Source organism: Nocardia sp. CA-119907, assembly GCF_050955995.1.
Lineage (GTDB): Bacteria > Actinomycetota > Actinomycetes > Mycobacteriales > Mycobacteriaceae > Nocardia.
The window spans coordinates 511503-535891 of sequence record NZ_CP192091.1 but is presented as its reverse complement, the minus strand read 5'-3'; the positions used below and the strand labels follow the sequence as shown (position 1 = coordinate 535891).

Sequence of the window (24389 nt, the reverse complement as noted above, 5' to 3'; positions counted from 1 at the left end):
CACCGTGAAACGAGTTGCGCCCGGCCCCGACGACTGCCGGGACCGGGCGCGATTCACTCCGGACAGGTTCAGGCGGAAGTGCCGGACCTCGGTCCGGCACCGTTGGTCGAACTCACCGCATCCTCGGACAGCAGTGCCTCGCCACCGACGCTCGTCAACCCCATGCGCTCGACCACATCCGGCCCGGCACCATTGGCCACCGCATCACCCTTGGCCGCCTCGATACCGCCGACCATCCGCAGCGGCACTTCCTTCCAGAACAGCACCAGGATCAGCGCGAGCAGCGCGACACCGGTCACCGACAGGAATACCGTCGACATCGATTCGGAGAATCCGACCTTGAACGGGCGCGCCAGCTCCGGATTCAGCTGCTGCACGATCGAGCTGTCCTTCAGCACCCCACCGGCCGCCGAAGTGTCGTGCGCGAGCAGCCCCTTCGCGAGCGCGGCATCGGCGGGATTGCTGCTCTGCGCACCCTCGACCACCGCGTGCTGGAAGGCCGGATCGGTGGCCGCGGACTGCATCTCGGTAGAGATATTCGGCGTCAGCTGCGCGAACAGAATCGACAGGAATACCGCGACACCCAGGGTGCCGCCGATCTGCCGGAAGAAGGTCGCCGCGGCGGTGGAGACGCCCATATCCTTGGGCGGCAACGCGTTCTGCAACGCCACGGTGAGCGGTTGCATCAGATTGCCGAGCCCGAATCCGGTGCAGAGCATGAAGATCATGGCGACCCACAGCGGGCTGTCGGCATTCAGGAAATGCAACAGGAAAAGGCCCAGCGTCAGCATGGTCGCACCGATGACCGGGAAGATCCGGTAGCGCCCGGTCCGCGAGATCAACTGGCCGGAAACGATCGAGCCGGTCATCATGCCGAGCACCATCGGCAGCAGCTGCAGACCCGCCATCGTCGGGCTGGCCCCGCGCACCACCTGCAGGTACTGCGGCAGCAGCGAGATACCGCCGAACATGGCGGCGCCGACCACGAACGAAATCAGCACGCCGAGTGCGAACGTCCCATTGGCGAACATCCGCAGCGGAATCAGCGCCTTATCCCGCATCGCCTTCTCGACCAGCACGAACCCGATGACGCCGAGCACGCCGATCACATAACAGAGAATGGATCGTCCACTGCCCCAACCCCATTCGCGTCCCTGCTCGGCGACAATGAGCAGCGGCACCATGCCGATGGCGAGTACCAGCACACCCCACCAGTCGACCCGGTCGGTGGAGTGCGGCCGCTTCGGCAGCTTGAGCACCCTGGAGACGACCGCGAGCGCGATCAGGCCGACCGGCACATTCACCAGGAAGACCCAGCGCCAGCCGCTGACCCCGAGGATGGTGTCCTGTCCGGCGAGCACACCGCCGAGCACCGGGCCGATCACGCTCGAGGTGCCGAATACCGCGAGGAAGTAGCCCTGGTACTTGGCGCGTTCACGCGGGCTGAGGATATCGCCGAGGATGGTCAGCGCCAGCGACATCAGACCACCCGCGCCGAGTCCCTGGAACGCGCGGAACGCCGCCAGCTGGTACATCGACTGCGCCATCGTGCACAGCAGCGAACCGATCACGAAGATCGAGATGGCCGCCATGAAGAACGGCTTGCGGCCGAACATATCGGACAACTTGCCGTACAGCGGCGTCGCGAGCGTCGCGGTGATCAGATAGGCGGTGGTCGCCCACGCCTGCATCGAATAGCCGCTGAGATCGTCGGCAATGGTGCGGATCGAGGTGGAGACGATCGTCTGGTCCAAGGCCGCGAGCAGCATGCCGAGCATCAGACCGCTGAGAATGGTCAGGATCTGCCGGTGGGTGAAACCCGTGGACTCCTCCACGGTGGCCGGTGCTGTCACGAGTCGTTCTCCATCTCGAATCTGTACAGGTTCTGGTCGTTGCGGATGGCCGCGATCATGGCGGGCTTGGCCAGCTCGTAGTCGTCGACGAACTGTCGAAGCAGCCCGGCGAAGGCGACCCGGTCCTGCGGCGTCCAGGCCGCCATCACCCGGGTCAGGTTTTCGTGCCGGCGCCTGCGGATCCGCTCGGCGACCTCGCGACCGAGCTCGGTGACGGCCAGCACGGTGGCGCGGCCGTCATTGCGATCGGCCTGCCGCTCGACCAGTTGCCGCTCGACCAGGTGGGCGACGTGCCGACTGATCGTCGACGCATCCGAATGCACCGCGTCGGCGAGTGCGCCCGAGCGCATCGGCCCGTCACAGAGCAGCCGGAACAAGATCGCGAATGCCGCGGGATCCACACCGTCCCTGGTTCGCAGCTGCGCGGCCGTCCGATCGCGGATCCGCTGCAGCCGGGTGAGCTGAATCGCGATCGTGTCGACCGACCGCTCGTCCTCATCCACTGGACTCACCTTTACTTGCGTCAATCAATTAGTTGCGTGATACAAGTATGTAGACGACCTAGCGGCTAGGGCAAGCAATTAAACGGCCTTTACCGGCCCTTGAACTCTGGGGCGCGCTTCTCGAAGACCGACTGGATGGCCTCGGTCAGATCCTCGGACGGCAGGAATGCAGAGTTCCACGCGGAGACATAGCGCAGCCCGGCCGCCACCTGATCCTTGGTGCGCTGCTCGAGCACATCCTTGGCGCCCTGCACCACCAGCGGCGGGTTCGCGGCGATCTCGCGCGCGGTGGCGTGCGCCGCGTCCAGTGCCGCATCCTGATCGGCGAACACGTCATTGACCAGGCCGATCTTCTCGGCACGCGCCGCGTCGATGTCCTTGCCGGTGTAGGCGAGTTCGCGCAGATGCCCCTCGCCGATGATGCCGGGCAGCCGGTGCAGCGACCCGATATCGGCGACGATCGCGACCTTCGCCTCGCGCAGGCTGAACTTCGCGTCCGCGCTCGCATAGCGGATATCGGCGGCGGCGATCAGATCCAGCCCGCCACCGATGCACCAGCCGGAGATCGCGGCGATGACCGGCTTGCGGCAATCGGCCACCGCGGTCACCGAGGCCTGCATCCGGCGCACTTCGTAGAGGAAGTCGGTGCGCGGCGCGGCCAGGGCCCTATCCGCCATCAGCGGACCGAACGTCCCGGCCATCGCGGGCAGGTCAAGTCCGTAGGAGAAGTGTTTGCCGGAACCGGTGAGCACAATGGCACGGACCTCGGGATCGGCGTCCAGGCCGCGGAAGATCTCCGGCAGCTCCCGCCAGAAGTCCGGACCCATCGCATTGCCCTTGCCGGGACCGGTCAGTGTGACCTGCGCGACATGGTCTTTGGTTTCAACGGCGAAAGCCTGCCAATCAGTCATTTGTACAGCGTATCGAGACAGTCGTCTGCGGACTCTCGCAACCACCACGGAGCGAGTCTTACGAGCGACGTTCGCGGCCCGTCTCGCGTCCGAGCCGTCGAAGTACATACACCGCAGGCATGAGCCTCAGCCGCTGGACGGCGCACCTCCGACACCGAACTACCCGCTCGAGGCGACCACCACGGAGCGAGTCTTACGAGCGACCGTTCGCGGCCCGTCTCGCGTCCGAGCCGTCGAAGCGCATGCGCCGCAGGCGCGAGTCTCGACGGCTCGGACGCGAGACAAAAGGGGGCCGCGAACACGCCGCGCCGCAGGCGCGGCAAATCCAACACAGCATGTAAATGCTGTGCAAATGTTGGTGTGGCGCACTGGTTCACCCATCGGCGCCGGCCGCATGATGGTCGAGTCAGCAAACCCCGCATCATCGGGCTGGGAGGCCATCGTGCTGATGCATCAAGGAATAGGGCTTGACCGTTTCAACGCGATGACTCGCGCCCGTGCCGTCCACGCGCTGTTCGAAGTCTGCTGCAATGTCACCTGGGCGGCCACGCTCGCCGACGCCCGGCCCTACCCGGATCGCGATGCGCTGCTGGCCACGGCGGATGTCGAACTGCTCGCACTCTCTCAATCCGATCTCGATCGCGCCTTCGATGCGGTTGTGCACGAACAGGTCTCGCAGCGCAACGTGAGTGAGCTGGCCCGGGTGGTGCACGACCGGATCGACCGGATGCTCGGACCCACCGACGGATATCCCGAATACTGACCGAGCGAAACTCGTCCGGCGTATTGCCCGCAATCGCTCTACTCTGGATCCATGCGCAGGTCGCTTCCACCAGTCGCATGCCGGGTCGCGGATACCCTGATCGCGCGCGGCCACCATGGTGTCATCGTCACTCAGCCCGCCCCCACGCCCACCGCCGCCGATGCCGCACGGGCACTCGGCGTCGATGTGGGTGCCATCACGAAATCCCTGGTGTTCCTGCTCGATGAGGATCCGGTGCTGCTGCTGGTCTCCGGCGCGCATCAGGTGGATCTGGCGAACACCGGCGCGCGGCTGGAAGGCACACTCACCCCTGCCCCCATCGATATGGTGCAGCAGGTGACCGGTCAGCCCATCGGCGGCATCGCGCCGGTCGGCCACCCCACCAACCTGCCGACCTGGGTGGACAACGCGCTATCGGCGCACCGGGAGGTGTGGGCCGCGGGCGGCGTTCCGAATACCGTGTTCCGCACCTCGTTTCGGGAACTGGTGCGCATTACCGCCGGACTTCCGATCGACGTGGATTGAATTCCGTGCCCGCTCGGGAACAGTGCGGACCGCGCAAGGGAGATCAGTCCAACAACCATGCGACGGCCCATTACCGACAAACCCGGCGTAGTTTCGTCATGTGACTGATGCTCAACCGCCTGCCACGGACATCCAGATTCCCGATGATCTGAGCGGCATCACCGCCGAGCAGTACCGCGCTTCCATGCGGCACTATCCCGCGGGCGTCACCGTGGTCACCCTCGGCTCGGAAAACGGTCCGGTCGGCTTTACCGCCACCTCATTCGCATCGCTGTCCCTGGAGCCCCCGCTGGTCTCCTTCAATATCGCCCACACCTCGTCGAGCCTGACCGCGCTGCGGGCGGCCGAGTCCGTGGTCATCCATTTCCTCGGCGAACATCAGCACGATCTGGCCCAACGCTTCGCCCGCACCGCCGATCAACGCTTCACCGATCGCTCGCTATGGACCACCCTGGACACCGGCGAACCGGTACTGCACGGCACCCCCATCTGGATCCGGGCCACCATTCAGCAGCTGATCCCGATCGGTGACCACACCTTCGTCGTCGGCCTGGTCACCCGGGTGCGCGACAGCACCGAGGAACAGCCCGCCGCCGCGCCACTGCTCTACTACCGCGGCCGCTACTACCGCCCGACCTCGCTCGAGGACTGAGCTCGGTCGAATTCTGCTGGGCAGCAATAGCGTTCGATCGTTCCCTGCGCGGTGAAGTTCTCGGAACGAAGTCGGCGGCGTTAGCCGATCACGCAGGGCGCGGCGCCGTCCGTGGCATGGGTGCTGGTGAAGGGGCGGGTCTCGGGGGTCGGATTCCACTGCCCATCGGTGCAGGCGTAGTTCCAGCTCGCGCCCTTGGCAACGAGGGTGGCGATGGCATCGATCAGGCGGTCCACATCGGCGGAGCTGGTGCCGAGGCCGATGCTGGCGCGCAGAGCGCCATCGAGGCCGAGGCGCGCGAGCAAGGGATGGGCGCAGAAGCGGCCGTCGCGAATGCCGATGCCGTGCTCGGCGGAGAGGTAGGCCGCGACCTGGCCGGGGACGAAACCATCCAGGGTGAAGGCGACAATGCCGACGATGTCCGGACTGTCGTCCCAGATGCGCAGCAGGTTGACGCCCGGAATGGCGGACAGGCCGGTGCGCAGCCGATCGGCGAGCAGATGTTCGTGAGTGGCGAGGGATTCGGAATCGATCGCACAGAGCGCGTCACATGCGGCGGCGAGCGCGGCCGCACCGAGGACATTCGGGGAACCGGCCTCATGACGCTGTGGAGCGGATGCCCACTCCGTGCGGGTGACGCCGACCTCGCGGACCGCGCCGCCGCCCGCCAGATACGGTTCGGCGGCATCGAGCCAATCCTGGCGTCCGACGAGCACTCCCGCGCCGAACGGCGCGTAGAGCTTGTGACCGGAAAAGGCGAGGTAGTCGATACCGGTGTCGCGCAGGCTGATTCGACGATGCGGTGCCAGTTGCGCGGCATCGACCAGGATGCGGGCTCCGCACTGGTGGGCGATAGTGGCCAGGCGCTCCAGGGGCAGGACCTCACCGGTCACATTGGAGGCGCCGGTGACCGCGAGCAATGCGGCTGGCCTACTGCACAATTCGGCGATGAGCTGACGGATGGTCTCCTCGACGGTCGCCGCGGCCCGCACGACGCGGCGGCCGTGCCGGGTCCACGCCAGGAAGTTCGCGTGATGCTCGATATCCAGCACCACGGTGTCGCCGGGGACGCAGGCGGCGAGCAGGTTGAGCGAATCGGTGGTGTTGCGGGTGAATACCACCACCTGGTCGTCGGCGGCATCGAGGAAACGCGTGACCGAACCGCGGGCGGCTTCGTAGCACTCGGTGGAGATCCGCGAGGCGTAACCCGCGCCGCGGTGCACACTCGCGTAGTACGGCAGCAGTTGCTGCACCCGGTCGGTGACCTGCGCCAGTGCCGGTGCGCTCGCGGCGTAGTCGAAGTTGGCGTAGGTGGTCGTCCCGCCCTGGACCAGCGGCACCCGGAGGTCGTCACCGGAGACCCGGGCGAAGGCGGAACAGGTCTGGTCAACAACAGCAGCCATCACAAAATCCCATCGGCTATGGGACCCGTAATCAGGTGATTATCCGAGTCCGCGCTTGCCGCACCCGGTCGGGCTGCGGCCCGGTCGATCACCCGGAGCACCCCACCGCGGAGGAGGGTTGCCGACCAGCTAGCCGGGGCTTGACGCTGGTACTCATGACCTGAACCGAGATTGGCAGATGCCGCACCGCTGTGTCAACCGCCGTTTTCGTCGCCCCTTCAATGCATATCCATGCACTCAAATAAATAACCTTGCAAAGCCGGACGATCTGCGATCTCATCGAGTGGTGACGCTTTCCCTGCTGCTCAGCTTTATCGGTCTGTGCGTTCTGCTGTCGATCACGCCCGGTCCGGACTCGTTCCTGGTGCTGCGATTCTCGATCGTGGACGCACGACCTGGCATCGCCGCGGCAATCGGTTCGGCACTGGGCGGCATCGTCTGGGCGGTGGTGGTCGCGGCCGGGGTCGCCGCACTGCTGGAACAGTCCGCGACCGCCTACCGGATGCTCAAGGTCATCGGCGGAATCTACTTGGTGTACTTGGGAGTTCGGGCGTTGGTCGAGCACCGCAAGGAGCGCGGGACCGACACCGCGCAGGTGTCCGGTCAGCCGGGCACGGACGCGGCGACCTCAGTTCGCTCGGCATTCGCCGCGGGGCTGGTGTCGTGCATGTTCAACCCGAAGGTCGGGCTGTTCTACCTGGCGGTGCTGCCGCAATTCCTCACCGATGTCACCTTCGCGAACACCCTCGCGCTCGGCGCCATCGAATGCAGCATCGCGGCCGTGGAGATGATCCTGCTCGCCCTGCTGGCCTCCCGGGCGGTGGCCATGCTGCGCCGCCCCCGGGTTCGCGATCGGCTCGAGCAGATCAGCGCGGCCATCCTCGCGGCACTCGGGATCGGCACCGCCGCGTCGGCCGCGTAATCCATTGCGCGCCTTGTCGATGGCCACCTCGGGTAGCCGTCGACAAGGCGCACGGCGTCGCTAGTTCGGCTGAATCTCCTTGCGCCACAGCAGCACCGACGCGATCAGCGAAACCACCGCGGCGGCGGTGAGCCACCAGAACGCCTGCCGGAACCCGGCATCCACCGGCAATCCGGCGGCGGCTGCGCGATACAGCACCACCGCCAGCAATGCCGCTCCGATCGACCCGCCGACCCGCTGCAGAATATTGACGAACGATGCCGCATCGGGCATCTGCTGGGGCCGCACCGCGGCATAGGCCGCGGCGACGATGGGCATCCCGGTCAACCCGGTCGCCATGCCGCGAATCAGCAAAAGCGCCTGTATCACAACAGGATTCATCGAGGCATCGCCGAGCGCGAACGGCACCGTGACGGCGACCGTGACCGCACTGCCGACCACCGCGACAACACCACCGCCGTACCGATCGGTCAACCGGCCGCCGATCGGCATCGCGATAATGCCGCCGAGCCCGAACGACATCAGCAGCAATCCGGTCGCTATCAGACCATCGCGGTGCAGGACCTGAAAGTACAACGGCAGCACCAGCATCGACCCGAACATCGAGGCACCGGCGAAGAAGTTCGCCACATTCGCCGTCGCGAACACCGGATGCCGGAACAGTCCGACGTCGAGCAGATTCGCACCGTGCCCACGTACCGACCGCGCCACGAACAGTCCGAGTGCCAGCGCACCGACCAGCACCGAAACCCATACCGTGGGCGCGGAAATGCTACCGCGACTACCGAATTCACCGAGCCCGTAGACCAATGCCGACAGACCGACGCCGATCAACGCGAATCCGGTGGTGTCGAATCGGCCCTGGGTATCCGCCGTCGCCGCCCGCGGCAATACCCGGCGCGCGAGTACGAACGCCACCAGCCCGAACGGGATATTGATCAGGAACAACCACTCCCAGTCCAGGTTCGCCAGCATGACGCCGCCGACCGTCGGCCCGATCGCGGGTGCGGCGACCACCGCGATCCCGACCACGCTCATCACCCGGCCCAGCCGCTGCGGACCGGCGACCTGACCGATCAGCGTCTGCCCCGCGGGCACCAGCAAACCCGCGGCCAACCCCTGCGCGATCCGCAACCCGATGAGCCAACCGATATTCGGCGCGAGTGCGCACAACCCCGAGGTGACGGTGAACGCGGCCAGCGCGCTCAACCAGACCCGATCCATCCCGAACCGGCGTCCGAGCCAACCGCACAGCGGCAGCGTCACGGCCAGTGCCAGCAGATATCCGCTCGCGATCCACTGCGCACTGTCCAGTGCCGCACCGAGATCCGTGGCGATGGTGTTCAGGCCGATATTGACCAGTGACGTATCCAACATGCTCATCACGGCGCCGAAGACCACCACACCGGCGACCCGCCATACCCGGGCCGGAATCGGTTCGAGTGCGAGTGCGGGCGCGGTGGCGGCGACGGCCGTTCGAGTATCCGACATGGATCCTCCGCTATTTGTAGACAACCTAGATTGTGGAGGCTATCAACAATCGATAACATCAACAATAGATACAATTATCGAATGCCCGCCGACCACATCCACCCCCGCGGCCTGCTCCGCTTCCCGACCTACGCGCTCGGCAAGCTGCACAAGGCCGTACATGCCGAAATGGGCACGTCCCTGCGCGAACATTGGGTGCTGGTCTGCCTGGAGGAGTTCGACGACCTGTCCCAGCAGCAGGTCTCCACCGCGCTCGGCATCGATCGCAGCGAGGTGGTGCGGCTGATCGACGGCCTGGAAGACGCCGGGTTCGTGGTCCGCACCCGCGATTCGACGGACCGGCGCAAGTACCGGCTTTCCATCACCCGAGCCGGACGGGCCGAGCGCCGCAAGACCGATGAACTCATCGAGCAGGCCGCCGAGCGGGTGCTGTACCGCCTCGACGACGAGGAGCGGCGCACCCTGCACCGCCTGGCACTGAAGGCGCTCGGCGAAGACATCTGAGCCCGCCACTGCCAACCGACCACCCGGTTCGGTCGACGACAACATGCCGATACCGCAGGTACCGTAGACAGTTGGTCACCGTGGCGTTTGCCCATTGGTAACCATCCTGTGAAACAACAACGGGGAAAGCGCTGGGCAGGTCTATGAGAGGTGGGCAGGACGTAATGCTGCAGCCGCAGGTCGACACCGCGGCGGGCAAGGACCAGGCGACCGGGCTCCCGACGCCACACCCCTTGCTCCGCGCCGCACTCGCGCCGCAGGCCAGGACCCTTGTCGACGTTCTGAACAGCACCGCACAGGCCCACCCCGAGGCACCCGCGATCGATGACGGCCGCGTGGTACTCAGCTATACCGAGTTGCTGTCCGAGATCGACGCCGGTGTCGTCGATCTGATCGCGGCGGGCGTGCGACCGGGCGACCGCGTCGGCGTCCGCATGCCGTCCGGTTCGCATGAGCTCTACGTCACGATCCTGGCCATTCTCTATGCCGGTGCCGCCTACGTCCCGGTGGACGCCGACGATCCGGAGGAGCGCGCCCGACTGGTCTTCGGCGAAGCCCGAGTTACCGCCATCGCGACGGTCGAGGGCATCGAACCGACGGTCGCGGCCGTCGAACGGACCGATCGGCGCCCGGAAACGACCGCAGCCGAATCGACCGTTCGACCCACCACCGACGACGACGCCTGGATCATCTTCACCTCCGGATCCACCGGAACCCCGAAGGGCGTCGCGGTCTCCCACCGCAATGCCGCGGCATTCGTCGACGCGGAAGCGCGCCTGTTCCTCCAGGACGACCCGATCGGCCCCGGCGATCGGGTCCTGGCCGGACTTTCGGTCGCCTTCGACGCCTCCTGCGAGGAGATGTGGCTGGCCTGGCGCAATGGCGCCTGCCTGGTGCCCGCGCCGCGCGCCCTGGTCCGCACCGGCGCGGATCTCGGCCCCTGGCTGGTCCGCCGCGAGATCAGCATCGTCTCTACGGTGCCCACATTGGCCGCTACCTGGCCCGCCGAGGCACTCGACCCGGTCCGCCTGTTGATCTTCGGCGGCGAGGCGGTACCGCCCGAACTCGCCGAACGCCTCGCCGGACGGTCCGCGGCGCGAGCGACTGACCCGGATGAGGAAGCGGATCACGCCGGGCCGGGCGCAGGCCGTACCGATTCCGACCGTGAGGTGTGGAACACCTACGGCCCCACCGAAGCAACGGTGGTCGCCTGTGCGGCCCTGCTCGACGGCGGCTTCCCGGTCCGGATCGGACTCCCGCTCGACGGCTGGGATCTGACCGTCATCGATGCCGACGGCAACCCGGTGGGCGAAGGCGAAACCGGTGAACTCGTGATCGGCGGCGTCGGTCTCGCCCGCTATCTCGACCCGGCCAAGGATGCCGAAAAGTACGCTCCGCTGCCGTCACTCGGCTGGGACCGGGCCTATCGCAGCGGCGATCTGGTCCGCAACGACAGCGAGGGTCTGGTCTTCCTCGGCCGCGCCGACGATCAGATCAAACTCGGCGGCCGCCGCATCGAACTCGGCGAGATCGATAACGCACTGCAACATCTGCCCGGCGTCACCGGGGCCGCCGCCGCCATCCGCTCCACCAAGGCGGGCAATAAGATCCTGGTCGGCTATCTCACCGGTACCGCACCGGATTTCGACCTGTCCGCGGCCAGAGCCCAACTCGCTCAACAACTCCCGGCCCCACTGGTCCCCCGGCTCGCCATCGTCCCCGACCTGCCGACCCGCACGTCGGGCAAGGTCGACCGCAACGCCCTGCCGTGGCCGCTGCCCAATGACACCGACGCCCCGCGCGCCGACCTCACCGAAACCGAGCAATGGATCGCCGGACTGTGGGATTCGATTCTCGGCGCCGAGGTCACCGGCCCCGACAGCGACTTCTTCGACCTCGGCGGCGGCTCGCTCGCGGCCGCCCAACTGGTCACCGCCCTGCGCGAACGCTATCCGAGCATCGCCGTCGCTGACCTGTACGACCATCCCCGCCTCGGCGCACTCGCCGAACTACTGGACGAGACCGCACCATCGGAGGCGGTCGAACCCCGCATCGTCCGCCCCACCCCCCGCAGCGCGCAGTGGACACAGGTACTCGCCACCGTCCCGCTGAGCACCCTCACCGGCATGCAGTGGCTCACCTGGCTGGCCATTGTCGGGAATATCGCGGGCTGGTCCGGCTCACTGCCGTGGCTGCCGCATCTGTCGTGGTGGTGGACGCTGGCCGCCTTCCTGCTGTTCATCTCCCCGCCGGGGCGCATGGCGATATGCGCGACGGGTGCGCGGGTGCTGTTGCGCGGCGTCGCGCCGGGCAGCTATCCACGCGGCGGCTCGGTACATCTGCGGCTGTGGGCCGCGGTCCGGCTGTCCGAGGCCAGCGGCGCCGAAAGCCTCTCCGGCGCACCGTGGATGGTGCCGTTCGCGCGGACACTCGGCGCGAAGATCGGCACCGGTATCGATCTGCACACCCTGCCGCCGGTCACCGGCATGCTCGAACTCGGCGACGGCTGCAGTGTGGAACCGGAGGTCGACCTCTCGGGTTACTGGATCGATGGCGATGTCGTGCACATCGGGCCGATCACCATCGGCCCCGGCGCCGTGATCGGCGCGCGATCGATCCTGCTGCCCGGCAGCAGGATCGGCAAGAACGCCGAGATCGCACCGGGCTCCTCGGTGGCGGGCAAGGTCAAGGCCGAACAGGAGTGGGCCGGCTCGCCAGCGAGCAAGGTCGGCAAGGCACCGCACCGTTGGCCGGACAACACCCCCGCCAGGGCCGCACACTGGGTCGCGATCTTCGGCGTGACCTCGATGGCCTTGGCGGCCATGCCCATTCTCGGCCTGGCCACCGGCGGCGCGTTCATCGCCTGGTTCATCCGCGATGCGACCACGCTCGCGGGCGCGCTCGGGCGCGGCTTCGCGATCCTGCCCGTCGCCACCCTGCTCAGCCTGACCGTCTACGCGGTGACGACGGTGCTCGCGGTCCGACTGCTCAGCATCGGACTCACCGAGGGCCATCACCCGGTCCGCAGCCGGGTCGGCTGGCAGGCCTGGGCCACCGAGCGGCTGCTGGATTCGGCGCGCACCTTCCTGTTTCCGCTCTATGCCAGCCTGCTGACCCCGCTGTGGCTGCGGCTGCTCGGTGCGAAGGTCGGCAAGAGCGTCGAGGCCTCCACGGTGCTGCTGCTGCCGAAGTTCACCACCGTCGCCGACGGCGCGTTCCTCGCCGACGACACCATGATCGCCAGCTATGAACTCGGCGGCGGCTGGCTGCGCATCGGCGATGCCAAGGTCGGCAAGCGCGCGTTCCTCGGCAATTCCGGAATGACCGCGCCCGGTCGGCGGGTGCCGAAGAACGGCCTGGTCGCGGTGCTCTCGGCCGCGCCGTCCAAGGCCAAGGCGGGTTCGTCCTGGCTCGGCAGCCCGCCGGTCCGGCTGCGCCGCGCCTCCGAGACCGGCGATACCGAGCGCACCTTCGATCCGCCCCCGCGGCTCAAGGTTTTCCGCGGCATCGTCGAAACCTGCCGGCTGATACCGGTGTTGGTGACCTTCGCGATCGGCCTCGGCGTGCTGTTCACGCTCGCCTGGATCGCGGAATCGGTGGGCTATCTGGCCGCCGCGCTGCTCAGCGGTGTGGTGCTGCTGGCCGCTGGCGCGATCGCAGGCGCCAGCTCCATCATCGCGAAGTGGTTGCTGGTCGGGCGGATCGGCGCCGAGGAACATCCGCTGTGGAGTTCGTTCGTGTGGCGCAATGAGGTCGCCGACACCTTCGTCGAAACCGTTGCCGCGCCCTGGTTCGCGCGGGCCGCGACCGGCACCCCGGTGCTGAATCTGTGGCTTCGCGGACTCGGCGCGAAGATCGGTCGCGGGGTATGGTGCGAGTCCTACTGGCTACCGGAGGCGGACCTGGTGACACTCGGTGACGGCGCGACAGTGGAACGGGGCTGTGTGGTGCAGACCCACCTCTTCCACGATCGGATCATGGCGATGGACACCGTCACGCTCGGCGCCGGTGCCACCCTCGGACCGCACTGTGTCGCGCTGCCCGCCGCGAGCATCGGCGACGGCGCGACCATCGGCCCCGCGTCGCTGGTCATGCGGGGTGACACCGTGCCGGCGTCCACCCGCTGGTGGGGAAATCCGATCGCGCCGTGGTCCAGTGCGGCGCCGAGGCCGAGCGAGGTCGGAGCGGTCAACTGATGCGGGGCAAGTTCTACGAAGAGCCCATCGACGAATACCTACCGCAGAACGGAAATCGGGGCTACCGGGTATCGCGGTACGAACTGGAGCTCACCTACCGGGTCACCAGCAACCGCCTGGCAGGCCGGGCCTCGATCACCGCGGTGACCACCGCGGTGCGTGATCGTTTCGCACTCGATCTGTCCCAAGCGCTCACCGTCGCCAAGGTCTTCGTCAACGGGGCCAAGCCCGCGAAGTACATCCATCAGCACGGCAAGCTGGTGATCACCCCGCAGCATCGGATTCCGGCGGGCGGAGTGCTCGGGCTGGTCGTGCAGTACGCGGGCGTGCCGAAGCCGGTGCGCGGGCCGTGGGGTGAGGTCGGCTGGGAGGAACTGACCGAGGGCGCCCTGGTCGCCAGCCAGCCCAATGGCGCCGCATCGTGGTTCCCCTGCGACGATCACCCGAGTTCGAAAGCCAGCTACCGGATTTCGATCACCACCGACACCCCGTACTACGCGCTGGCCAACGGCACCCTGGTCCGCAAGCAGACCAAGGCGAGCCAGACCACCTGGGTCTACGAACAGGCCGAACCGATGTCGAGCTATCTGGCCACCATCCAGATCGGCCCGTATCGGAAGCATCGGTTCGATGCCCCGCACGGTTCGGTGCCGATGCAGGCCGTCGCCCCGGCCCGGCTGCGCGCCAATTTCGAACACGACTTCGCCCGCCAGTCGAAGATGATGGAGCTGTTCATCGAGAAGTTCGGCCCGTATCCCTTCGACGGCTACACCGTCGTCATCACCGACGACGAACTCGAAATCCCGATCGAGGCCCAGGGCATCTCGGTCTTCGGCGCCAACCACTGTGACGGCCGCCGCGGCGCGGAACGCCTTGTCGCACACGAACTCGCGCACCAGTGGTTCGGCAACAGCCTCACCATCCGTCAGTGGCGCGATATCTGGCTACACGAAGGCTTCGCCTGTTACGCCGAATGGATCTGGTCGGAGGCCGCCGGCGGGCCGACCGCCGACCAGCTGGCGCGCGCCGCCCGACACAATCTGTCCAGGGAACCGCAGAACATCATCATCGGCGATCCGGGGCCACCGCGCATGTTCGATGATCGCGTGTACAAGCGCGGCGCGCTCACCCTGCACGCACTGCGTCTGGAGCTCGGCGAGCCGGCCTTCTGGGATCTGGTGCGCGAGTGGACGATTCGCTATCGGCACGCCTCGGTCAGCACCGAGGAATTCACCGATCTGGCCAGCCATTACAGCCTGGTGCCGCTGCGGCCGCTGTGGGATGCCTGGCTGCTCTCCGAACCGCTGCCGCAACTGCCGCCCATCGGCGGACAGGCCAATTCGACATCGCGTTGACGCGCCCTCAGAACACCAGGTAGCGCGTGGCCAATTCCTCGACGAGGGGATCGCCGTCCGGGACGCTGTTCAGGGCGTCGAGATCGGCTACGACGGAGATCAGGCGGGGATCTTCCTGTTCCTGATCGAGCGCGCCGTCCTCGGCGAGCTGACGCAAGAGCTTCGCTCGCACCCTGTCCTTCAGCGATTCCATGTCGTCATACCGGCGTCAGCCAGGTCCCCCACGGCGTATTCCGCAGCACCGTATAGCCGATGAGCAGCGCGATGAACACCCACATCGAGGTGCGGCTGATCCGCGGCAGTCGCATCGGCTCCCCACGCCAGGCCCGCAGCGACCAGTCACCGATCCACAGCACGAAGGCCAGGACCAGCGGCAGCACGAGCAGATTGCTGTGCACCGCATCGAGGATCCGACCGTCGGTCAGATTGTGCACACCCCGCATGCCACCGCAGCCGGGGCAGTAGAACCCGGTCAGCGCGTAGACCGGGCAGATTCCGTACGAGCCTTCGCTGTGCGGATCACGGAAATGCAGCAGGGCCACGGCGCCGATGCCGACGCCCGCCGCGACCAGTGGCCACCCCATGGCGCGCAGCCCGGTGCGCTTCGCCGCCGGTTCCGGATACGCTGCCAGGTCCGCCTGCGCCACCGGCCCCGCGACCGGTTCCGGTACTGCCTGCCTCATCTCCACAAGGACCAACGGTAGTCGCGGCCGCCCCGCCGCCGCCACAACCGACTCAGGACCAGCGTCGTTCACGATTCGGGTTGGGCGAATCGCACGGTATTGCCGAACGGATCGGCCACTTCGAAACCCGGCCCGCCCGGACCGTCCTGTGGGCACCCGGGCTTCGCGTAGCGGTAGTCCGCCGCCGCCAGCTCGGCATGCAGCGCATTGATGTCGTCCACCGCGATCCACACCACCGATCCCGGAGTTCCGTCACCGTGATGCTCACTCAGATGCACCGTCGCCGCCGACCGCGACAACTGCGCGTAGAGCGGAAAGCCGGCACCGAACCGGTGTTCCCAGTCGACGGTGAATCCCAAATATTCGCAGTAGAACTCGTACGCCTCGGCGATATCGAATATGCGCAGCACCGGAATCGGCGCCGCCAGCCGGACCGCATCGGAAGCCATGGCCGAAACCATCGCACCGCCCACCGACATTTTCATTACTTTCCGGCGTTTCCGCAGCTAGAGTACAATTTTTCGACGTGGACGCCGCTGGTGGTACCCGGTTCGAAGGATTCGGGGTCAGCGCGGCTCGCAGGCTCGAATTCGGGCATGTGGGCCACTGGTACGCACCCCCGGACAGCGATTTCTCCGGCTCGATCGCAGTCGAAATAGACCCCGGAGACGGATCCTCTGTTGTTGTTTTCGTCCGTGCCCCGAACCGCCGCGACATCCCCACCGATTTCCATCCGGACGACCAGGTCTGCCTGGTAATGCCCGACGATATCGCCGACTTCCTCTCCCCCAGCTGAGCTCTCTCCCGCAGCTCTCGTCGGGATCCGCACCCGTTGTCGGCGGATCCCGACGAGGGTTGTGGCCGTTTTGTGACCTTTGAGGCCGGGATCGTCGCTGGCACAGGGGAATTGGGCGTAGCACCGGGTAGCCGAGAGCGGTAACGAGCGGGGCGGTACCGGGCGATATCCAGGAAGAAGTTACTCGAGCCCGATGTTTCTTCTAACAAGCACTATTGGCCGACCTAATTTCGGGTATCCACCCGATAGAGCCAGGATTTCGCCATGGAGCGCTAGCACTAGCAAGCACTCTGCTTGCACTGTACTGTGGCGGCTGACACAAAGGAGTGCCGAATGCTGGTCAAGTCGATGAGGACGCTGGCGGATATGCGCGGAGACGAACCGCTGACCGCCGCCTACCGTGCTGGACTTCGGTCTCGTACCTACCGGACCGCGTCGCTGAACAAGCCCGCCACCGCCCCCGAAGTCATCCCGGTCACCACCGGAGACGGGGCCAAGCTCAGGGTCCACGCCTACGGCCCCGCCGACGGCGACATCATCGTCTTGATCCACGGCTGGAGCTGCTGCATCGAGTACTGGAACCCGCAGATCAACGCCTTCGCCGACCGCTACCGCGTCCTCGCCTACGATCAGCGCGGCCATGGTGAGAGCACCCTGGGCAGCGACGGTCCGGGCGCGCAGACCCTGGCCGACGACCTCGAGGCCGTACTCGAGGCCACCCTGCCATTGGGCAAGCGCGCCGTGCTCGTCGGTCACAGCATGGGCGGAATCACGCTGCAAGCGTGGGCGTCTCGCTATCCGGAACAGGTCACCCGGCGCGCCAACGCCGTCATCCTCGCCAACACCGCGGCCCGCGATATCCGCTACGAAACCGACCTGCTGCCGCTGTTCAACAAGCCGCTCATGGTGGCCAGCCGGCCGGTGAGGGTCCTCGGCGCCACTGTGCGCGTCCCGCTCGTCATCGCGGAAACCGCACTCGCCGCACCGGTTCCGCTGCCCGGCGGCTGGCCGGTCAGCGCGGTGTTCAAGGCCCGCGTGATGTCCAGGCCCGCGACCCGCGACGAGGTGGATTTCGCGCTCGGCATCATCCGTTCGTGTCGCCCGCTCACCCGCGGCCTGCACGCCGCCGCCCTCGCCGACCTCGACCTCGGCGATGCCGCCGGGCACCTGACGGTTCCCACCACCGTCATCGCGGGCGTCGCGGACCACCTGCTGCCCGAGCGCATGTCCCGCCCGATCGTCGAGGCGCTGACCCGCGCCGGTCACCTCGCCGATTACCAGGTCTGGCCCACCGGCCACCTCGGCAATATCGAGGCCGCCGACCGCTTCAACACCCTGATCGCCGATATCGCCGAGCGCGCCAATCCCAGACCGGCTGTTGCCGGCTGACCCTCTTCTGGGGCTGGTCAACGGCGCCCGGCCCCAGAAGATTTCCTGGCGCACCGTCGGTCGTCGTTGCTATCGTCGACCGGTGATCAACCTCCGACAGACATGGCGCCGGCTGCCTTCGCAGCCCGATTAACCATGTCCACGGGCTGTACGCAGCCCGTGAGTGTTCCTGCGCGGAACGAGGTTTCGTACGGCCCTAGACCATCCGTCCAGGAGCCGAGCAATGAATTCCTACGCGACCACCCGTGAACGAAGTGACGAACTCGCTGCCGCCGTCACCACGAATCCCAGCCGATACCGGGTCCTGACCGGCGAACGGCCGACCGGTCCGCTGCATCTCGGTCACTACTTCGGCACGATCGCCGAACGCGTCCGGCTGCACGACCTGGGCGTCGAGACGTTCATCATCCTCGCCGACTACCAGGTCATCACCGACCGCGACGGCATCGGTCCGGTCCGCGACAACGGCTACGGCGCCGTACTCGACTATCTCGCCGCTGGCATCGACCCGAACCGGGCCACGATCTTCGCCCATTCGGCGATCCCCGCGCTGAACCAGCTCATATTGCCCTTCCTGAGCCTGGTCACCGAGGCCGAATTACACCGCAACCCCACGGTCAAGGCCGAACACGCCGCGGCTGGGCGCGCATTGAGCGGACTCCTGCTGACCTATCCGGTCCACCAAGCCGCCGACATCCTGTTCTGCAAGGGCAATCTGGTCCCCGTCGGCAAGGACAATCTGCCGCATATCGAATTGACCAGAGTGATCGCCCGCCGTTTCAACGAGCGCTACGGCCGGATCTTTCCGGAGCCGCAAGCCCTGCTCACCTCGACACCCGAAGTACCCGGTCTCGACGGCCGAAAGATGTCGAAGAGCTACGGCAATGCGATCACCCTCGCCATGACCGCCGACCAAACCGCCACCCTCATCCGCCGCGCCCCGACCGACTCCGAGCGCACCATCACCTTCGACCCCGAACACCGCCCCGGCGTCTCCGCCTTGCTGACCACCGCCGCATTGTGTTCGGGCACCGATGAGCACACCCTGGCGAACCAGATCGGCGACGCCGGTTCCGGCGGCCTGAAAAAGCTCACCACCGACGCGGTCAACGACTTCCTCACACCTCACCGCCAGTGCAGACAAGACCTCGCCCGCGACCCCGGCTTCATCCGCACCGTTATCCGTACCGGAAATGCCCGCGCGAATGACATCGCCGACCGCACCCTCGACGAGGTCCGCTCCGCAATGGGAACGACGTACTGATCGCGACAGAAATCGGTCCCGGGAGTCATCTCCCGGGACCGATCCGCATCAGCCGGATTCGCTCAGATACGGCCGCCGGCCGCGGCGGCCAGGAACTCGTGCTCGATGATCTTGCCGTCGCCGTCCATATCGATCCTGTCGAACAGGGCCTCGATATCCTCGGGATGCTTGCCCTGGTTCTCGTAGTGCTCGAAGAACTCTTCGCGGCTGACGAAGCCATCGCGGTCGCGATCCATGGCCTTGAATGCTTCGAGAATGTCTCTGTTATCCATTCGGTTCATCTCCCAACTTCGAGGCGGGTGGCGGTGCGCCACTCCGCACGGACAGTTGTCGAGCCGTACTGGAAAAACCTGACGCATCAAGGCTAGGGGCTGAGCCGATATCGGTGTGGCGAAATTCCAATTCTCGGCAAATTGGCCGCTGACGTGCTGGAACCACCTCTGGAGTTTGGCGTCGAGGTCAGAGACCGTGCTTCACAATGGGCACGATCGCGCGCGAACACGGCGGCTCCCGATTCGCCGAGATCACCGCACCCGGCGAGAAGTACCGCTACGCCTACAGCGGGCTGCTCCTGCTGGCCCGCACACCCCGATCGGTACTTCCTGATCCCGCACCAACGGAAAGCCGAACGCGCCCGCGTCTTCGTCGTCAACACCAGCGACAACATTCGCATCGACCTCTCCAGCCACCAGTAGCGGTGACGCACCGACACGACCCAGCGCCGGTCAGGAAGGTTTGGACAAGCGATCGATGCACTGGTCGCGGAGTTCGGCGATGGTTGAATTGCGCAGGGAACGGGCGGCCGGGGAGTTGAGCAGGCGAATCAGGCGGGTGTGGAATTCTCTGGTGGTGAGGCCGAACCGGACGTAAGCCTCTTCGTCGTTGCCGCCGTACGGAGCCCATTCGGTGGCGAATTCCAGGATGTCGATCTCGTAGGGACTCATGTAAGTCCCTGCGGAGTCGGCGATTTCGCGGGTTTCGGGGTCTCACACATGGCCGAATGTATCTCTCCGGAAAAGGCTCGCATCGCCGAGGCGCTGTCCGCCGTCGATTACGAATATCTCCCCCCTCACCCAACTCGCCGCATCGGAGACGAGGAGTGCGATGGCGGCACCGATGTCTTCGGGTTCGCCGATCCGCGCCAAACGCATCATGAACCGTCTCGATTCGCGGCGGGGACCTTGATGTTGCGCATGGTGACCAATGCAGTGGCACACCACGTTTCCTCGCCCTGGTCGACGCCGTAGACGTCGGCGGCCGCGACAGTGATCGCCTTGCCGGGCTTGACGACCCGCCCACGCGCCACCAGTTTCTCGCCGCGCGCCGGTGCGAGCAGTTTGACGGTGTAGTCGACCGTCATGTTCACCCACCCGAGCGGTAGCAAAGTGCCCGCGGCCGAGCCACCGGCGAAGTCGGCGAGCGAACCGATCACGCCCCCCTGGAAGTTGCCGTTGTGCTCGGTCAGCTCGGTGCGATACGGCTGCACGATCTCCACCTCCCCCGGTACCACTCGGCCGAACGAAAAGCCCAGATGCCGCGCTGCGGGCATGCCGAGCACCACCGCCTCAACGGCCTGCACGACCTGCGGATTCGCCGCCTGCCATTCACTCATAACCCTCGAACTCCTCCCTGGTACGCGGCCAACCCTCGACCGTGCCCCGGGTAAATGCGGCTACCCCACGGCGCGTTGGTCGCGCCCTCCATTCGACATGAACTTGAATTCGACGTCAAGTTGGTTTTTCGGCGGCCGGGGAAGCTCGAAACAGTGCACGGGAATCAAGAGTCGGTGACACTCGCTCCCGCTTCGGGAGGCTTGTTTTGCGATGACACGATCCATGCCGCGATCTGTGCACGCGAGGTGAACCCCAATTTGGTCAGCAGGTGTTCGACGTGTCTATCTGCGGTGCGTGGTGAGATCACCAGGCGAGCGGCGATCGCCCTGTTGGTCAGTCCCTCGGCAACCAGTTCGGCGACTTCCCGCTCGCGTTTGGTCAGCTTGCGACCGGGGGCGTCCACTTGCGCAGACGAGACGTGCTCCCCCAGGGCATAGGCGATGGCGGAGTCGAAACTGAGCGCTGCACCCTCCCGCTGCGCCGCGACGTAGGTCTGTTCTTTCATTGCCCGTCGAGTTCGGCGCTCGCTTTCCTCCTGATGGACGAGCAGGTCCGAAAACTGTACCGGCGCAGCGCCCACCGACCGGCCGATCCGCTCTGCGGCCGCGGTCAACACGACCGCACGCTCGGCCTTGCCTTCTTCGGCGGCAACCCACGCCAATACCTGCAGGCATATGCCGGCGTTGGTGCGGTCGTTCACTATCCGGCTCACCCGCAGTGCCTGCGCGAGCAGTCGAGTCGCCCGCGCGGGATCGCCCTGCCGCCACAACGCAATAGCCAGCGACAACTGCACGTAGGTCTGGTTGATCGTTTCTCCACGGTTTTCGGTGATCGCGAGCGCGTGCTCGTAGTGTTCGATCGCCTGAGGGCTGTCGTTGCGCAGTTCATATGTGAGACCGAGAAACGTCAAGGCGTCGATCTGGAGGAGTAGGTCGCCGCGTTCGGCATGCACCTGGGCGGCTTTCTCGAGGTAGGGGCGGGCATCAGAAGGGTTCCCGCTGTACAGCGCGAGGAGTCCGTGGGCCAAGTCGATGTGTGCGCGAGTCAGTGGGTCGGTCGTCTGCTCGACGAGCGCTCGCCCTTCGCGCACCAGAGCGGCCACCGCGGGAAGGTCGCCCTGCATTGCCGCTATGAGGCAGGCAGCGTATATCGCCATGCCTTGGTCGACGGTGATCTGTCCGGTGCGGCGTGCCATCAAGCGGTCGAGCCAGCGGCGCCCCTCACTGAGCGAGCCGTGGGAGAACCAGAACGGCCAAATCGCGGCGGCGATCCGAATTCCGGCGTCGGGGCTGTCGGATACGCAGAATTCGAGCGCTTGTCGCAGATTCGATTGCTCTCGACGCAACCTGGTGATCCACTCGAATGCTCGGGGACTGGTCCAGTCGGCATTCGCATCGAGCGCCAGCCGTTCATACCAGTTCCGGTGACGGCGGCAGAGCTCGAGGTATTCGCCGGTCTGTTGAGCCTTTTCGCGGCCGTAGTCGCGCACGGTGTCGAGCATTCGGAAGCGCACCGCTGTGCCCGACTCCTCTCGTATCAGGATCGACTTGTCGATGAGGAAGGCCACGGTATCGAGTAGGTCTTCCGCACCTGGATCGTCGCCGCAGACCGACTGGGCGGCATCGAGTTCGAAGCTGCCGGCGAACACAGACAGCTGAGCCCACGCTCGTTGTTCCGCCGGTGTGCACAGGTCGTGGCTCCAGTCGATACACACGCGCAAGGTCTGTTGGCGGGGCGGAGCACTCCTGCTGCCGCGGGTCAGCAATGCGAATCGGTCGGTCAACCGCTGCAGTACCTGCTCGGGCGACATCGCCCGCAACCGGGCCGTCGCCAGCTCGATCGGCAACGGCAAGCCGTCCAGCCGCCGACAGATCCGGGCGATGGTGACCTTGTTGTCCTCGGTGAGCTCGAACCCCGCCACAGCCGTGGCAGCCCGTTCGGCGAACAGCCTCATCGCGCCGTCACGAGGCAGGCCCCTCGGTAGCCGATCGGGATCGGGGACGGCCAGCGGGCGTATCGGCAATACCGCTTCCCCGTCGAGACCGATCGGCTCACGACTTGTCGCGAGAATTCGTACCCCAGGACAGGCGCGAAGCAACCATTCGGCGAGCTCGGCAACCGCGGCCACCATCTGCTCGCAATTATCCAGTACAAGCAGCAATTCCCGATCGGCGAGAAACTCGACGAGCACCTCGCGTAACGGCCGCACGGACCGGTCCTGCAATCCCAGCGCACCCGCCACGACACCCACCAGCAACGACTCGTCACGCAGCTCGCCCAGTTCCACAAAAGCCACGCCGTCGCCGAAATCCCGGTGCGCACTGGTGGCTACCCGCACCGCCAGCCGCGTCTTGCCCACCCCGCCGATCCCGGTCAACGTCACCAACCGCGAGGTCGACAATGAGTTCGTCGCTTCGGTCAGCTCCGTGCGCCGGTCGACGAAACTGGTCAGTTCCAACGGAACCCGCCCTGGCCGGCTCGAACCCGAAGAAGTCTCCCGCGGTCGACGCTCATGCGATCCGGTCGCGGAGGACTTCCCATATGCGGATGGCATGGGCCCGTGCTCGGCTGAGGGCGGGGTGTACAGGGCCATGTCATCGACGGGGAAACCATGGTGGCGCTGGGATGTTCGAAGTTGTTCACCCAGTTCCCGGGCGGAAGGGCGGTTGTCCGGGTCGCTGGACATGGCGCGTTCGATGATGGCGCCGACATCCTCGGAGATGCCGTGCTCCCGCAGGTCCGGGACCGGCGCGGAGGTGATCCTGACGAACTGGGCCACCAACTGCTCACCGCTGCGGCGTTCGAAGGCAGCGTGACCGGTGATCGCAGCAAACAATGTTGCGCCCAAACCGTAGACATCCGCGGCCGGACTCGGCGGCTCGCCAGCGATCACTTCCGGAGCGGTGAAGGCCGGTGTACCTGTGATGATGCCGGTACCGGTGACGAACCCGCCCGCGATATGGGCGATTCCGAAGTCGACCAGCGTCGGCTCGTCGTAATCGGTGAAGAGGATATTCGCAGGTTTGACGTCGCGATGAAGAACCCCGGAGCGATGCGCCGTCTCGAGCGCCCCGACCATCTTCACACCCAGCCGGAGCGCTTCCTCCAGGGGCAGCGACCCGTGACGGCGGATCCGTTCGTCGAGGGAGCCGCGCGGGTAATACGGCATGACGATGAAAGGGCGCCCGGCGTCGGTGGCACCGGTCTGCAGGACATGGACGATATTGGGGTGTCCGGTCAGCCTGCCCGCAGCGCGCTGCTCACGGAAGAACCGCGCCCGATTGTCCTCGTCCAGATCGGCGGCGAGCACCTTGACCGCCACCACGCGGTCGAGCGAAACCTGCCTGCACTGATAGACAGCACCGAAACCGCCACGACCGATCTCCGCGGCGGCGTCGAACCCGGCCGCCGCCAACTCCGCCACGACCGAACTGGACACGTCACGTTGCGTCGCGAATGGATCGGCCTCGGTCATCGACTACACCGGTTCATCGCATCCAAGCCATGGCAGAACACCACCGCTCACCTCTCGATGACGTATCCCAAGAATATCGCCGGGTGCGCAT

The 24389-nt window shown here is 66.3% G+C and carries 22 protein-coding genes, 1 pseudogene and 1 riboswitch; of the genes and pseudogenes, 10 read left to right on the top strand and 13 right to left on the bottom strand.

Annotated features, from left to right (window positions below; translation table 11 throughout):
* Positions 1-68: 68 nt before the first annotated feature.
* The 3 genes from ACQP2D_RS02445 to ACQP2D_RS02435 form a co-directional block, all read right to left on the bottom strand.
* Positions 69-1853 carry an MDR family MFS transporter gene (locus tag ACQP2D_RS02445; RefSeq protein WP_433682104.1) on the bottom strand — a complete coding sequence of 595 codons (1785 nt, stop codon included), beginning with the start codon at positions 1851-1853 and terminating at the stop codon, positions 69-71.
* On the bottom strand, positions 1850-2356 hold the full coding sequence (locus ACQP2D_RS02440) for a MarR family winged helix-turn-helix transcriptional regulator (RefSeq protein WP_433682103.1): 507 nt from the start codon (positions 2354-2356) through the stop codon (positions 1850-1852). The genes ACQP2D_RS02445 and ACQP2D_RS02440 overlap by 4 nt, the downstream gene beginning before the upstream one ends.
* An 89-nt stretch (positions 2357-2445) precedes the next feature.
* Positions 2446-3267, bottom strand: coding sequence for a crotonase/enoyl-CoA hydratase family protein (locus ACQP2D_RS02435; RefSeq protein WP_433682102.1), 822 nt, complete (start codon positions 3265-3267; stop codon positions 2446-2448).
* Between the two features lie 484 nt (positions 3268-3751).
* Between ACQP2D_RS02435 and ACQP2D_RS02430 the strand changes: the two genes are divergently transcribed.
* From ACQP2D_RS02430 to ACQP2D_RS02420, 3 genes are all read left to right on the top strand, one after another.
* Positions 3752-4030 (top strand): 2-oxo-4-hydroxy-4-carboxy-5-ureidoimidazoline decarboxylase, encoded by a 279-nt coding sequence (locus ACQP2D_RS02430; protein WP_433682101.1) that lies wholly within the window; start codon positions 3752-3754, stop codon positions 4028-4030.
* Between the two features lie 51 nt (positions 4031-4081).
* Positions 4082-4555, top strand: a complete 474-nt coding sequence (locus ACQP2D_RS02425) for a YbaK/EbsC family protein (protein ID WP_433682100.1) — start codon at positions 4082-4084, stop codon at positions 4553-4555.
* 184 nt (positions 4556-4739) lie between these two features.
* Entirely contained in the window at positions 4740-5207 is a 468-nt protein-coding gene (locus tag ACQP2D_RS02420; protein WP_433685492.1) for a flavin reductase family protein, read from the top strand.
* A gap of 80 nt (positions 5208-5287) precedes the next feature.
* Here ACQP2D_RS02420 and ACQP2D_RS02415 read toward each other — a convergent pair whose 3' ends face one another.
* Positions 5288-6610, bottom strand: coding sequence for an aminotransferase class V-fold PLP-dependent enzyme (locus tag ACQP2D_RS02415; RefSeq protein WP_433682099.1), 1323 nt, complete (start codon positions 6608-6610; stop codon positions 5288-5290).
* A 46-nt stretch (positions 6611-6656) separates the two neighbouring features.
* Positions 6657-6771, bottom strand: a riboswitch (SAM riboswitch).
* 125 nt (positions 6772-6896) lie between these two features.
* Between ACQP2D_RS02415 and ACQP2D_RS02410 the strand changes: the two genes are divergently transcribed.
* Positions 6897-7532: a LysE family translocator gene (locus ACQP2D_RS02410; protein ID WP_433682098.1), complete on the top strand. Its 636-nt coding sequence runs from the start codon at positions 6897-6899 to the stop codon at positions 7530-7532.
* A gap of 60 nt (positions 7533-7592) precedes the next feature.
* Here ACQP2D_RS02410 and ACQP2D_RS02405 read toward each other — a convergent pair whose 3' ends face one another.
* Positions 7593-9023, bottom strand: a complete 1431-nt coding sequence (locus ACQP2D_RS02405) for a DHA2 family efflux MFS transporter permease subunit (protein WP_433682097.1) — start codon at positions 9021-9023, stop codon at positions 7593-7595.
* 81 nt (positions 9024-9104) lie between these two features.
* Here ACQP2D_RS02405 and ACQP2D_RS02400 point away from each other — a divergent pair, with 81 nt between their 5' ends.
* The 3 genes from ACQP2D_RS02400 to ACQP2D_RS02390 all read left to right on the top strand — a co-directional run bounded on the left by ACQP2D_RS02400 (position 9105) and on the right by ACQP2D_RS02390 (position 15078).
* Entirely contained in the window at positions 9105-9527 is a 423-nt protein-coding gene (locus tag ACQP2D_RS02400; protein ID WP_433682096.1) for a MarR family winged helix-turn-helix transcriptional regulator, read from the top strand.
* A gap of 164 nt (positions 9528-9691) precedes the next feature.
* The gene (locus tag ACQP2D_RS02395) at positions 9692-13723 is read left to right on the top strand and encodes a Pls/PosA family non-ribosomal peptide synthetase (protein WP_433682095.1); all 4032 of its coding nucleotides are present in this window, start codon (positions 9692-9694) and stop codon (positions 13721-13723) included.
* On the top strand, positions 13723-15078 hold the full coding sequence (locus ACQP2D_RS02390; protein WP_433682094.1) for a M1 family metallopeptidase: 1356 nt from the start codon (positions 13723-13725) through the stop codon (positions 15076-15078). Before ACQP2D_RS02395 ends, ACQP2D_RS02390 begins: the two co-directional genes overlap by 1 nt.
* Before the next feature lie 7 nt (positions 15079-15085).
* Here the strand turns inward: ACQP2D_RS02390 and ACQP2D_RS02385 are convergent, their stop codons facing one another.
* From ACQP2D_RS02385 to ACQP2D_RS02375, 3 genes are all read right to left on the bottom strand, one after another.
* Complete coding sequence (locus ACQP2D_RS02385; protein WP_433682093.1) at positions 15086-15271, bottom strand: hypothetical protein; 186 nt, start codon at positions 15269-15271, stop codon at positions 15086-15088.
* A gap of 4 nt (positions 15272-15275) precedes the next feature.
* A complete protein-coding gene (locus tag ACQP2D_RS02380; RefSeq protein WP_433682092.1) occupies positions 15276-15761 on the bottom strand; it encodes a DUF2752 domain-containing protein in 486 nt (161 codons plus the stop codon).
* A 68-nt stretch (positions 15762-15829) separates the two neighbouring features.
* Positions 15830-16210, bottom strand: a complete 381-nt coding sequence (locus ACQP2D_RS02375) for a glyoxalase superfamily protein (RefSeq protein WP_433682091.1) — start codon at positions 16208-16210, stop codon at positions 15830-15832.
* Between the two features lie 77 nt (positions 16211-16287).
* Between ACQP2D_RS02375 and ACQP2D_RS02370 the strand changes: the two genes are divergently transcribed.
* The 3 genes from ACQP2D_RS02370 to trpS all read left to right on the top strand — a co-directional run bounded on the left by ACQP2D_RS02370 (position 16288) and on the right by trpS (position 19210).
* The gene (locus ACQP2D_RS02370; RefSeq protein ID WP_433682090.1) at positions 16288-16557 is read left to right on the top strand and encodes a hypothetical protein; all 270 of its coding nucleotides are present in this window, start codon (positions 16288-16290) and stop codon (positions 16555-16557) included.
* Positions 16558-16890: 333 nt separating this feature from the next.
* A complete protein-coding gene (locus ACQP2D_RS02365) occupies positions 16891-17946 on the top strand; it encodes an alpha/beta fold hydrolase (protein WP_433682089.1) in 1056 nt (351 codons plus the stop codon).
* 223 nt (positions 17947-18169) lie between these two features.
* Positions 18170-19210: a tryptophan--tRNA ligase gene (trpS, locus tag ACQP2D_RS02360; protein ID WP_433682088.1), complete on the top strand. Its 1041-nt coding sequence runs from the start codon at positions 18170-18172 to the stop codon at positions 19208-19210.
* A 62-nt stretch (positions 19211-19272) separates the two neighbouring features.
* On the opposite strand, the gene ACQP2D_RS02355 is transcribed toward trpS, so the two are convergent.
* From ACQP2D_RS02355 to ACQP2D_RS02335, 5 genes and pseudogenes are all read right to left on the bottom strand, one after another.
* Positions 19273-19482, bottom strand: coding sequence for an EF-hand domain-containing protein (locus tag ACQP2D_RS02355; protein WP_433682087.1), 210 nt, complete (start codon positions 19480-19482; stop codon positions 19273-19275).
* Between the two features lie 453 nt (positions 19483-19935).
* Entirely contained in the window at positions 19936-20154 is a 219-nt protein-coding gene (locus ACQP2D_RS02350) for a DUF3263 domain-containing protein (protein ID WP_433682086.1), read from the bottom strand.
* Between the two features lie 42 nt (positions 20155-20196).
* Positions 20197-20355: pseudogene (locus ACQP2D_RS02345) on the bottom strand (SDR family oxidoreductase); the annotation flags it as partial.
* Positions 20356-20360: 5 nt separating this feature from the next.
* Positions 20361-20822: a PaaI family thioesterase gene (locus tag ACQP2D_RS02340; protein ID WP_433682085.1), complete on the bottom strand. Its 462-nt coding sequence runs from the start codon at positions 20820-20822 to the stop codon at positions 20361-20363.
* Positions 20823-20986: 164 nt separating this feature from the next.
* Positions 20987-24298, bottom strand: coding sequence for a protein kinase domain-containing protein (locus ACQP2D_RS02335; RefSeq protein WP_433682084.1), 3312 nt, complete (start codon positions 24296-24298; stop codon positions 20987-20989).
* Positions 24299-24389: the final 91 nt, after the last annotated feature.